Origin of the sequence: Orrella sp. 11846, assembly GCF_048820935.1 — a bacterium.
Taxonomy (GTDB): domain Bacteria; phylum Pseudomonadota; class Gammaproteobacteria; order Burkholderiales; family Burkholderiaceae_B; genus Algicoccus.
In genome coordinates, this window is the sequence record NZ_JBMERD010000015.1 from 47,605 (window position 1) to 59,381 (window position 11,777).

7 protein-coding genes are annotated in these 11,777 nt (G+C 47.6%); 3 read left to right on the forward strand and 4 right to left on the reverse strand.

Annotated features, from left to right (window positions below; translation table 11 throughout):
* The first annotated feature begins 31 nt into the window (after positions 1-31).
* Positions 32-3,517, forward strand: coding sequence for a DNA polymerase III subunit alpha (dnaE, locus tag ACOI06_RS12065; RefSeq protein ID WP_420662840.1), 3,486 nt, complete (start codon positions 32-34; stop codon positions 3,515-3,517).
* Positions 3,495-4,610, forward strand: a complete 1,116-nt coding sequence (locus ACOI06_RS12070; protein ID WP_420662841.1) for a glycosyltransferase family 9 protein — start codon at positions 3,495-3,497, stop codon at positions 4,608-4,610. Before dnaE ends, ACOI06_RS12070 begins: the two co-directional genes overlap by 23 nt.
* Here ACOI06_RS12070 and ACOI06_RS12075 read toward each other — a convergent pair.
* Genes ACOI06_RS12075 through ACOI06_RS12085 form a run of 3 tightly spaced genes read right to left on the reverse strand, consistent with a single transcriptional unit; the run spans position 4,546 to position 7,508 of the window.
* A complete protein-coding gene (locus tag ACOI06_RS12075; RefSeq protein WP_420662842.1) occupies positions 4,546-5,781 on the reverse strand; it encodes an O-antigen ligase family protein in 1,236 nt (411 codons plus the stop codon). The two genes, ACOI06_RS12070 and ACOI06_RS12075, sit on opposite strands and share 65 nt — an antisense overlap.
* Before the next feature lie 33 nt (positions 5,782-5,814).
* The gene (locus tag ACOI06_RS12080) at positions 5,815-6,585 is read right to left on the reverse strand and encodes a YdcF family protein (protein WP_420662843.1); all 771 of its coding nucleotides are present in this window, start codon (positions 6,583-6,585) and stop codon (positions 5,815-5,817) included.
* The gene (locus ACOI06_RS12085) at positions 6,582-7,508 is read right to left on the reverse strand and encodes a glycosyltransferase family 9 protein (protein ID WP_420662844.1); all 927 of its coding nucleotides are present in this window, start codon (positions 7,506-7,508) and stop codon (positions 6,582-6,584) included. Before ACOI06_RS12085 ends, ACOI06_RS12080 begins: the two co-directional genes overlap by 4 nt.
* A 285-nt stretch (positions 7,509-7,793) precedes the next feature.
* Here ACOI06_RS12085 and msbA point away from each other — a divergent pair, with 285 nt between their 5' ends.
* Positions 7,794-9,572 (forward strand): lipid A export permease/ATP-binding protein MsbA, encoded by a 1,779-nt coding sequence (msbA, locus tag ACOI06_RS12090; protein ID WP_420662845.1) that lies wholly within the window; start codon positions 7,794-7,796, stop codon positions 9,570-9,572.
* Between the two features lie 142 nt (positions 9,573-9,714).
* Here the strand turns inward: msbA and rng are convergent, their stop codons facing one another.
* Complete coding sequence (gene rng / locus ACOI06_RS12095; protein ID WP_420662846.1) at positions 9,715-11,190, reverse strand: ribonuclease G; 1,476 nt, start codon at positions 11,188-11,190, stop codon at positions 9,715-9,717.
* Positions 11,191-11,777 lie beyond the last annotated feature (587 nt).

An 11,777-nucleotide genomic window follows, 5' to 3' on the forward strand; every position in this document is an offset into this window, starting at 1 on the left:
TAATTCGTCGCTCCTTGAGTACAATCGTCCAATGACTGACGATTCGAACTCCTCTCCTATGTTTGTACACCTACGCGTTCATTCGGAATATTCCGTGATGGACGGAACTGTTCGCATTCCTGCGCTGGTGGACCGTGTCCGCTCATTAAATCAGCCGGCTGTAGCGCTGACTGATTTATGTAATGTGTTTGGGCTGATCAAATTCTACCGAGCTGCCAGAAATATGGGGTTAAAGCCAATCGCGGGCAGTGAGGTATGGTTAACGAATGACAACGATCCGAATAAACCCTTCCGTATTCTACTCCTCGTTGCCAATCAAGAGGGCTATCGCGAGCTTTGTGAGCTATTGACTCGTGCGTGGTTACAAAATACGCAAGGTAACAGAGCCGAAGTTCGACGTGAATGGGTGCAAGAAACTCAAGGCTTGATTGTGTTGTCTGGCGCTCGTCATGGCGATGTCGGCCAAACGCTTTTGGCTGGACGACCTGAGCAGGCGCAAGCCCTTGTCTCGCAATGGCGTGAAGCTCTGGGCGATCGGTATTGCCTTGAACTACAACGTACAGAACATGAAGAAGATTGGCTGTGTACGCAGGAAACATTGGCTTTGGCGCAGCGATTAAATTTACCTGTGGTGGCAACCCATCCGGTGCAGTTCTTGCAAGCGGGTGAATACGATGCGCATGAGGTTCGAGTGTGCATCTCACGTGGTGAAATTCTGGCCGATCCTCGGCGTCATAAGGCATTTGTGCCGGATCAGTACCTGAAGTCCACTGAAGAAATGATGACGTTGTTTGCCGATGTGCCATCTGCAATTAGCAATGCCGTGGCGATTGCGCAACGTTGTAATCTAACTTTGACGCTCGGTGAAGCGCGTTTGCCAGAGTTTCCAACACCCGATGGGCTCACAATCGGTGAGTACATGGTGCAACTGTCGGAAGAAGGATTAGAAAAACGTCTGGAGCATTTGTATCCCGACCCTGAAGAACGAACACGTCAGCGACCTGAGTATCAGAAACGCCTAGAGTGGGAGTGTCAGACAATTCTGCAAATGGGGTTTCCAGGCTATTTTCTGATTGTTCAAGACTTTATTAACTGGGGTAAGAATAATGGCGTGCCCGTCGGACCAGGACGTGGCTCTGGTGCGGGCTCATTAGTCGCTTACGCGCTGGGTATTACCGATTTGGATCCGATTCGGTATGACTTGCTCTTTGAGCGTTTCTTGAATCCAGAGCGGGTTTCGATGCCTGACTTCGATATTGACTTTTGTCAGGACAACCGTGAGCGAGTCATTGAGTATGTCAAAGAAAAATATGGTCGTCAGGCAGTGAGTCAAATTGCGACATTTGGGACACTAGGTGCGAAAGCGGTTGTTCGAGATGTGGGGCGAGTGCTGGATATGCCCTATATGATGTGTGATGGTCTCTCCAAGTTGATTCCGTTTAATCCGGCTGACCCATGGACACTGGATCAGACACTAGAAAAAGAGCCTGCGTTTAAAGCCAGATATGAGAAAGAAGAGGAAGTGCGAGAGTTAATTGATCTGGCACGCCCGCTCGAGGGCTTAACCCGAAACATTGGGATGCATGCAGGGGGTGTCTTGATTGCACCCGGGAAGCTGACAGATTTTTGTCCGCTGTACGCGCAGCCGGGTAGTTCTGATGCCGCAGTGTCTCAATTCGATAAGGATGACGTCGAGGCCGCGGGTCTGGTGAAGTTTGACTTTTTAGGTCTGCGTAACCTCACGATTCTTGATTGGGCTGTGCGTTACGTTCGACGCTTTAATCCATCGATGAGTGACTTCGATCTGATGACGCTGTCATTGGATGACCCAGCGGTCTACAGCTTATTGTGTGAGGGCAATACCACGGCGGTGTTCCAACTGGAGTCGCGCGGTATGAAGGAGCTGCTCAAAAAACTGCGCCCAAGTACGTTTGAAGATGTGATTGCGGTTTTGGCACTTTATCGACCTGGACCACTTGAGTCTGGCATGGTCGATGATTTTGTGAATCGTAAACATGGTCGGGCGACGGTAGATTATTTCCATGAGGACTTAGAACCCACTCTGCGCAGTACCTATGGCGTCATTGTGTACCAAGAACAGGTCATGCTGATTTCACAGATCATCGGGGGTTATTCACTCGGTGGTGCCGACTTGTTGCGTCGCGCGATGGGTAAGAAAAAACCCGAGGAAATGGCGCAACAGCGAACTTTGTTTGTGAGTGGCGCAGAAAAGAAAGGTTATGACAGCGAACTGGCTGTGAAGCTGTTTGATCTGATGGAAAAGTTTGCAGGGTACGGTTTTAACAAATCACACTCAGCGGCTTATGCCTTGATTGCGTATCACACTGCATGGCTTAAAGCACACCATCCAGCCGAGTTTTTTGCATCCACGATGTCTTCGGATATGGATGATACAGATAAAGTGCAAGCCTTTTGGCGAGATTGCTTAGCGAATGGTGTGGCTGTGCTGCCGCCTGATGTGAATGCGTCAGGATATCGCTTTGAGCCTGTGCAAGATGCTTATTACGAGAAAGGCCTGCCCCCTAAAACGGTGCGTTATGGATTGGGGGCGATTAAAGGCGTTGGACAGGCTGCGATCGAAGAGATTGTGGCTGAGCGTCAAGCGAATGGTCCATTTGTCTCTTTGTTCGACTTTTGTAAACGAATTAACCGTCAACTTGTGAATCGACGCAGTATTGAAGCCATGATTCGTGCGGGCGGCTTTGACAGTGTGGAGCGCAACCGAGCTGCGCTGCTAGCGTCGTTGAGTACGGCATTGGATGCGGCTGAACAATTGGCCCGCACGGCAAGCCAAGCATCTTTGTTTAGTGACGATACAGATGATGTGGTCGCCATTGAACTTGCGAACGTGTTGCCTTGGGATCTGGTGACTGAGCTGACTGAAGAAAAGAAAGCGATGGGTTACTTCTTTAGTGGTCATTTGTTTGATGTGTGGCGTGAAGAAATTCGTCCCATGATCAGCAAACCCTTGAATCAGATCGCAGCCTCGAAAGAGTCGCAATGGCTTGCTGGTACTGTGGCCAGTTTGCGCACTCAGATGACGCGTCGCGGACGGATGTTGTTTGCCACATTAGATGATGGGACGGCTCAGCTGGAAGTAGCGATTTACAGTGAATTGTTCGAAGAACATCGTCACTGGTTGCGAGAAGATAGCTTGCTGATTCTGTCAGGCAAGGTCACTGTGGATGAATATGCGGGCGGTTTGAGGGTGTCCGTGGATGAATTGTTGAATCTAAGTGATTTCAGGCAAAGTCGTGCGCGTAGCTTGACGATCAAGGTGGATGGCCAAGTGGATGCGAATCGTTTGATGAGTATTTTGAAGCCCCATCATTGTGAAGTGACTGCGGGTGGTGTGCCTGTTGACATCCATTATCGGAGTGAACAAGGTCAGTGTGTACTGCGTTTAGGCGAGCAATGGGGTGCTTTGCTTAATGATGAGTTTTTGAGTGCTTTGCACGCTTGGGTTCGTCCGGATGCCGTTGAGATCCATTACTAAAGCGGTTCGGCAGTCGCTGCGCCGTTTTGGGCAGAGTCGTGATGCATTTCGTAGGCGTTTTTCAAAAACGTTGTTGGATCGCGCACCTCGCCCATTGAAATCGAGCAGACCACAAATTGTCTTTGTGCGATGGGATGGAAAACTGGGTGACAGCATTGTTTTGTCGTGGGTTTATGCCGCATTGGCGCAACAACGCCCAGATTTGCAGGTGACGGTGCTCACGCATGGCGCCTTGGTTGATTTGCACCACAAAGGGTTTGGTGTCACAGATGTCGTGCCGTGCAGTAAACGGCCATCTTGGCGAGAGCTTTGGCGGTTGGCTCGGTCTGTTCGTGGCGCACAAGCCATTGTTCATTTAAGTGAATCCTTTAAACCACGCGACTTTTTGTTTTTGAAGCTAGCTAGACCAGCGCAAGTAGTTGGACTAGATGATGCGACTGAAAGTGTATCTTTTAAATTGGGTCGTAAAACAGAAAATACGCACTTTAGTCAGAAGCTGGTGCCTTGGTTACAGACGCTGGGTGTGGCGCAACCGAATATCCAATACGTGGTGCCGTTTGATGAGACGCTTCAGAAAGCCGTGCAAGCCCATTGGCCTACATCACCCGTGATTGGATTTTGTCCGTTTTCAGGAGGTGGGGGCAGGACTTTTTCATATCCCGTGATGGAAAAGTTGATTCGTTTGATGAGAGAGCACACAACTTGGCCCATCGCCTTGCTGGGGACGCCAGAGCGTCATGCTCAATTAATTCACTGGGTTGAGCAACTAAATGATGATCAGGTTTTTGTGGTGGATCCGTCTCATGGCTTAGGTGGGTTGTTTGCCCATGTTCGTCAATGTGACTGCATCGTGACCGTTGATACCGCAATAGTGCATATCGCTTCTGGATTAGATAAGCCACAGTTGGCAATTTACAGAACTGACATCTTGAATTACCGAAAATGGCACCCCAATTCTTTCCTTGCTCAATCGATGCATGTGAAAGGCGTTGTGGACAAGATTAATCAAGAAGACTTTGCGCTGCTTTTTAAGCAACTTCTGTCACAGATTTCTTACCCATCTGAGCAGATAGTGTCATCAGATACACCATGAATAATGGGGCAAAGCTGAGTATCAGGTCGTAAAAAACGCCCACAATCAAAAAATTTAGAAAGACTAGAAAGCCGCCAATTGCATGTAAGTCGCCTGCTTGACGATTGCGTAGCAGTGAGCATGCGATGCTGATCAGAAACGCAAAGGCCAGAGTGGTCCAAATGATGCCCATCTTTGAGGTGGTGTCAATATAGGTATTGTGCAGATCATTGCCTGGATAAGCGTGTTGCGTCAGGTACTCTTTTTTCTCTTCAGAAAAGTTTTTTGTATCTTCAAAAAATGGCATCAAGTCTTTGATGTGATGTGCAGGTCCTGATCCGAACCAAAATGTGACGGGATCGTGCGTGTATTTGTGCTGTAAATGAGCACCCCCTAACTCCCAAAGTGTCAGGCGAATTTTATTGGAATCATTGTGCTGACTGTCTGCAATGGACACGATTCGAGTTTGCATATGGTTAAACATTTTTGGGGCAAAGTGTTTGGCAGGCCAGACCGCAATGAGACCTATGACAACAAGAAGGAGTAAGACTTTGCGTTGATAAACCAATAAAAACCCGAGCGTTAAGAGCCCGGTCGCTAGCCAAGGTCCTCGGGCTAAGGTCAAAATGAGCATGACAAACGCTGCGAACCAGCATAGCGCCCAGAAAATTTTGTGTTTTAGAGTTTGAGCTTGAAAGATAAAGGGCAGCATAAACACGCAAACGAACCCAGTCATGACGCCCATGACGTCGACACTCCATGAGCCTGCAATCCGTGACCCTTCCCATTGCCAGCCACCAGCTTTGGCGGTCAAAAGGGCAGCGATCCAGAGTCCCAGGATGAGTCCAAAAAGTCCGCTACGTCGGTTTTGTGGGTTTTCGAAGAGCAATAGAAGCGGCGCAAATAGGAGCAAAAACATACATTTTCTGGCGTAGTAGAGAGTGTCAGTCAATGTTCCGGGGTAAATCCAGCAAGCTAAAATGCCCAAAATGAATAAGATTAGCGAAGCCGTCCCAATCCAGCCAGAAAACAACCGCGCACGATACACAGAATCTGTGCTTAAACGAATAATGGCATACAGCAGCACCATGCCTGAACTGACGTACATGCCAGGTTTCCAGAGAAAAATGGAGATGCCAAAAGTAAACGCAATAAGCAATTCAAGTGTTTGAGTGCGCGATAACTGTTTCATAAGTGCCAGATGTTTTCGAGATTGGGAGACACTTTAATCCGTATTTAAACCTAGACGTAGCCAGTAGAGGACAAGTCCGAGATATTCTTTGATGATGGACTGACTCGCCAGCAATGTATGCAGGTCTGGTGTCCAGCGAGATTTGATGGAATCTGAAGACCAGATGATCTGTGCGGGCAGTGGAGCAGGTGTGACTCGCATAGGACGATGCTCAAACGCCATCATCGCTCTGGGCATGTGTAAAGCCGATGTCACCAATAAAATGTGTTGATGCTCAAGGTTGTGTAAAGTTTGTTCAGTTAATCGAGCGTTCTCAAAAGTGTTCTTGCTTTTGGATTCATGCAAGATGGAAGACTGCGGAATGCCTTGCGCGAGCAATGTGTTTTCCATGACGGCTGTGTCACTGACATTACCTTCCAGCGCGCCACCAGACAATAAGATGAGATCTGATCGGTTGGCTTTAAAAAGCTCTGCTGCGATTGATTCCCGACGAATGACTCGATCAGACTCATAAGGCTCAAACCAGTTGTGACGGTTTCCTTGAATATGGCCGCCCAGAACCACGATCGCATCGGCTTTGGGGTATTGCTCAGCCAATTGTGGCGAATAGCGTTTCTCGAGATAGCCGCCAGCGTAGAGTGTGGTGATGGGTAAAGACCAGATGATGACCCAGAACGCTCCCGTACCCATGAACAATAAGGCAGTTCGACGAAAATTCAGCCACCAGCTTAAAGCACTGAGTACTGCCAACGCGATTAGTAGGTTGGGTGGGAATAATAGGCTGTAAAGTGAAGTTGGAATCATAGAGATGATGCCGCATTCTGTAATTTAAGCATCGTCAGGCAGCGTTGCAAGACGACATCAATCTCAGGCCAGGCGTTGAGGCTACCTAGACATTCAGCATGTTCTGACCAAGGTGCTGTGTGTGCAGGTGATGTGACCCCAAAGAGTGTGAGCTGATTGGCCTGAACTAACGCACTTAAATGAGAAACGCCAGAGTCATTGCAAACAACAAAAGCGGCCTGACGGGCGAGTTCACAAAACGCTTCTAATCCCAAAGGGCTGAGCAATTGCGCATCGGGTGCGGCTTGTTTGGCTTGCTCGCTTTCATGAGCGGGCGGACACATGACGACTTTGAATCCTGCAGCTAGAAGTTGTTGAGTTAATTCAGCAAAATGAGGCCATACCTTGATTTTCCCTTTGTGTAAGCCTGTCGCTGTGGGTGCGATTAAGATGTATTGACCCTGAGTTAAAGCATTCTCTTTGAGCAGATTGCGGACTTCAGTCTGAGCCTGAATGTCAGGCACGAAGCAGTAGGGCGCAGGTTTTTCTGGAAGAGGTGCGTGAGTTTTGAAATGCCAAGCCATTTGTGCAGCCTGAATTAACCCATACCACTTCATCACAGCATGGGTAGGATTTTGTGGCTTGTGAATTGGCCAACGTAACAACAAGCTTCGGCCATCGTCACGGTACCCCAGACTGGAAATGCCAGAGAGTTTGAACACCATGGCGCTGGTGAGCGAGTCGGGAAATAGTAAGCCTCTGAGTCGTTTTTTGTTTTTTGGTAAGACAGCTTTGAGACTTTTGACATCTGAAGACACTTTGCCACCGAATTCGACAAATTGATGATTGGGCAGGTTTTTGACCAGTGCACGAGCAAAAGGTTTGCCGCACAAGATCATCGGAAGACCGGTCTGTGCAAGCAAGGCGAGACTGGGTAAAACCATGCAGACATCGCCGACCCAGTTAGGGAGTCGGACAACAAAACAGATGGATTCAGAATGATTCGCTGACATACCTAGCAGAATACGCAATCTGTGACGGTTTGTGTATAGGTCACGTGGTTTATTCTTGGGTTTTCTGGAAATCAGCGTATGTTTGTCGTGACTCGAATACGATCCCAGTACAATGCCACTGGATCTGGGGGCTCATTCGGGTTCCTAATGGGAAGTTGTGCGCGGTTCAGTGATTTCTTGGCCGACGAACAAAACATTTTATAGGATCGTGTTTTTTTGAAACAATCGCATTCAGATACTTCGGCGGATCATCCCCTTAAAAACATTATTTGGAAACGTATTTACGCGCGCGTTGGTGTGTACTGGAAGGCACTCGCGGTAGCCGTCCTGTTTATGGCCTTAGCAGCTGCAACACAACCGACGTTGGCTTTGGCGATGAAGCCGCTGTTAGACGAAGGGATAACAGGTGCGAAACCAGACTATGTGTGGCAGGTTCCACTTGCGATCGTGTCCTTAGTGCTGTTTCGTGGCATTTGTTCATTCTTAAGTGATTATTTGTTGGCTTGGGTTGCGAACAATCTTTTGCGGGGATTGCGCAAAGATATGTTTGACCGTTTGTTGGCGATGCCAGACAGTGAGTTTAAGAAAGGAGATAGCGGACGTTTGTTGAATCGCTTTACAACCGATGCCGGCAATATCACGTCGACTGCGACGAGCGTCATGACGGTGTTGGTACGTGAATCGCTTGTGGTTCTTTCGTTACTGGCGGTTCTGTTTTACATGTCTTGGCAATTGGCGCTGATCATCTTGATTATTATGCCCGCCTCGGTTTTTGTGACACGAATTTTTATGAAACGACTGCGCCGCATTAATCGTGAAACGATCACAACCAATGCGCAGATGACTGAGGTCGTCTCTGAAGGTATCAATGCGCAGCGTGTGATTAAGTTATTTGATGGCTACGAAACAGAACGTGAGCGTTTCCAAACTGCAAATGCCAGACTTCGAAGACACCAGATGCGATCTGCGATTGCAGATTCTGCATTGCGCCCGATTGCACAAGTCATCATTTCAATCGCGGTGGCCATTACGATTGGAGTTGCCTTGCATGAGGCGGACTCAGGTATTTTGACGGTGGGTAGCTTTGCGGCTTTTATGGCTGCACTTGCGCAGATTTTTGATCCAGTTAAACGATTGACCAACGTTGTGGGTAGCATGCAACGGATGTTGGCATCCGCAGAGAGTGTGTTCACTTTGATTGACCATCCAGGTGAAGACCACGATAAAGGCGCATCTTTAAAAACACCCGTTCAAGGTCGTATTGATTTTGTGCATGTGACGCAACGCTTTGATGGTGCGCATCGAGATACTTTAAAAGACATCAATCTCTTAATTGAGCCTGGTCAGGTCGTGGCTTTTGTCGGTCGGTCAGGTAGTGGCAAGACAACGCTCGTTAATATGTTGGCTCGTTTTGTGGATCCAACGCAAGGGTCTGTGTTGGTGGATGGCCAGGATATTGCCAATGTGTCGTTACGTAGTTTGCGTGCGAACTTGTCTTTGGTGAGTCAGGATGTTGTGCTCTTTAACGGTACGATCGCATCCAATGTTGCTTACGGCTCTTTAGAACAAGTGTCTGAACAGGCGATCTGCGATGCTTTGGCTGCTGCGAATTTACTGCAGTTTGTAGAAAGTTTGCCGCAAGGTCTTCATACTGCCGTTGGTGAAAATGCAACCCGTTTATCGGGCGGTCAACGCCAGCGTTTAGCGATTGCAAGAGCATTGATTAAAGACGCACCAATTTTAATTTTGGATGAAGCCACATCTGCGCTGGATAATGAATCCGAGCGTCAGGTGCAAGCCTCACTCGATGTGCTGATGAAGGGGCGCACAACTTTGGTGATTGCACACCGTTTGTCGACAGTGCAAAATGCAGATCGAATTGTGGTGTTGGATCAGGGTGAAATATTGGAGTCCGGCACCCACAGCGAGCTGTTGGCCGCTGATGGTACTTACGCAGCCTTATATAAGATGCAGTTTCACGCTGCAGAGGCATAAGGTATAACGCAAATTAGAAACGGCTGTTATTCAAAATCTGTTGATGTGATGATGCAACAGACTTTGAATAACAGCCGTTCGCTGTTTAACAGCCTTCTGGGATTGTGACTCGTGTTGTACCGATTCAATCTGTATGGATCGGTTAAAGCAACACAATGTCGTATTGCTCTTGGTTGTATTCGTACGACACTTCCAGTGAGATGGGTTTGCCGATGAAATCACCCAGCATGGCTAAATGCTGACTTTCTTCTTCCAGAAACATATCGACCACATCGTTAGAAGCCAGTATGCGGAACTCTTTTGGATTGAATTGCCGTGCTTCACGCAAGATTTCACGAAGAATTTCGTAACAAACACTGCGTGTGGTCAGGATTCGTCCTCGGCTGTCGCAGGTCGGGCATGTTTCACACAGCAAGTTAACGAGTGCATCGCGGGTTCGTTTTCGAGTCATTTCAACAAGCCCTAGTGCACTGAAGTCACTCATTGATGTGCGGGTTCTGTCTTGTTCCACGCTGCGTCGGAGTGCATCTAAGACAGCTTGCCGATGTTCAAGGTCAGTCATGTCGATAAAATCAATGACAATGATTCCACCTAAGTTTCGTAGACGAAGTTGTCGCGCAATGGCGTGAGCAGCTTCTAGGTTAGTGCGAAAGATCGTGTCATCAAAGTTTCGACCACCTACAAATCCACCAGTGTTGACATCAATGGTCGTGAGGGCTTCTGTCTGATCAATGACAAGGTAGCCACCAGACTTTAAAGAGACTCGACGTGCGAGTGCCCGTTTAATTTCCTCCTCAACATTGGCCAAGTCAAAAAGCGCCCGTTCGGCAGAATAATGTTTGATGCGATCCGTAATCGTTGGTGAGTAGACAGATGACCATTGACGCATCTGTTCAGACTCTTGTCGTGAATCCACCAGAATTTGATGCGTGTGACTGTGGACCATGTCACGAAGAACACGCAGAGAAAGTGGAAGATCTTCATAAAGGAGTCCAGGTACGGGGCTTTGTTTGGCTTTCGTTTGGATGTTGCGCCATAGATGCAGAAGGTAATTGATATCTGCAGCAATCTCATCATCGGGCGCACTTTCAGCGAGTGTGCGAACAATAAAACCACCAATCTCATCCTGGGGAAGTAAATCCATGACGAGATCACGCAGCCGCATACGGTCTGCTTCACTTTCGATTCGTTGTGAAATGCCTATATGGCGATCATGCGGAAGGTAAACGAGTAAGCGACCAGCTAAGCTGATTTGAGTGGATAGTCGGGCACCTTTGTTTCCAAGCGGATCTTTGATGACCTGCACCATAATGGTCTGGCCTTCAAATAAAAGCTTTTCGATGGGCGTCTGTTTTAAGCCAGAAGTGCGTTCAAGTCGGTTTTGTCGCATATCTGCAATATGGATAAAGGCCGCCTTCTCTAGTCCAATGTCGATAAAGGCACTTTGTATACCTGGTAAGACACGAGAAACTTTACCTAAACGAATGCTGCCGACGAGTCCACGTTGAAAGGCACGTTCTAGATGAAGCTCCTGAACTTCCCCTTGTGAAATTAAAGCAACACGGGTTTCAAAGGGTGTGATGTTGATGAGAATATCTTCGGTAAGACCGGTTTCCATAGTATGCAAGCCAAAAGTGAATCTAATAGTTAAAGTCTACGGGACTTTGTGACTGTCTGGTTAAGTCAGGGGTTTAGAGAGTGAAAGGCTGGATAGGTGACGTTTAAATGCAATGGTGAAGAGCCATTCTATATAGAGGACATATCAATAGAGGCCATAAAGGGAGTCGTGGAGTTCATAAGCAACGGATCAAAGTGCGTATGAAAGATGAATAAAGGCGATTTAGATGGCTGATTAGGGTGAGAGTGGCAGAAAACGACAGAAAAGAAATTTATTCGTAAAAATTACAAAGAAATTGAAAAAAACATAAATAACCATACAATCAAATAGTTGAGAAGTAAGTCAGTGCAAATAAATACAAAAAACAACAAAAAAACGACAAAGAGTGTGCATAAAAGTGCCTTTTTTTAGCAGTTGGTTTGACAGGCTGAAATAGATCGTGCATAATTCTGTTTCTTCGCTGCTCCAACGCAAGTTTGAAACGCGAAGCAAGTCACCGGAAAGCGGGACATCTCAGGAAAAGCAGAATGCTCGAAACTGAGAAGTTCAAAAAAGTTTTCCAGTCACTTGACAAATAAATTCAAGAT

Coding starts and splice junctions, on each gene's coding strand:
- ACOI06_RS12075 (WP_420662842.1), bottom strand. CDS start 5,781: ATGAAACAGTTATCGCGCACTCAAACACTTGAATTGCTTATTGCGTTT.
- ACOI06_RS12070 (WP_420662841.1), top strand. CDS start 3,495: ATGCCGTTGAGATCCATTACTAAAGCGGTTCGGCAGTCGCTGCGCCGT.
- rng (WP_420662846.1), bottom strand. CDS start 11,190: ATGGAAACCGGTCTTACCGAAGATATTCTCATCAACATCACACCCTTT.
- ACOI06_RS12080 (WP_420662843.1), bottom strand. CDS start 6,585: ATGATTCCAACTTCACTTTACAGCCTATTATTCCCACCCAACCTACTA.
- ACOI06_RS12085 (WP_420662844.1), bottom strand. CDS start 7,508: ATGGTTTTACCCAGTCTCGCCTTGCTTGCACAGACCGGTCTTCCGATG.
- dnaE (WP_420662840.1), top strand. CDS start 32: ATGACTGACGATTCGAACTCCTCTCCTATGTTTGTACACCTACGCGTT.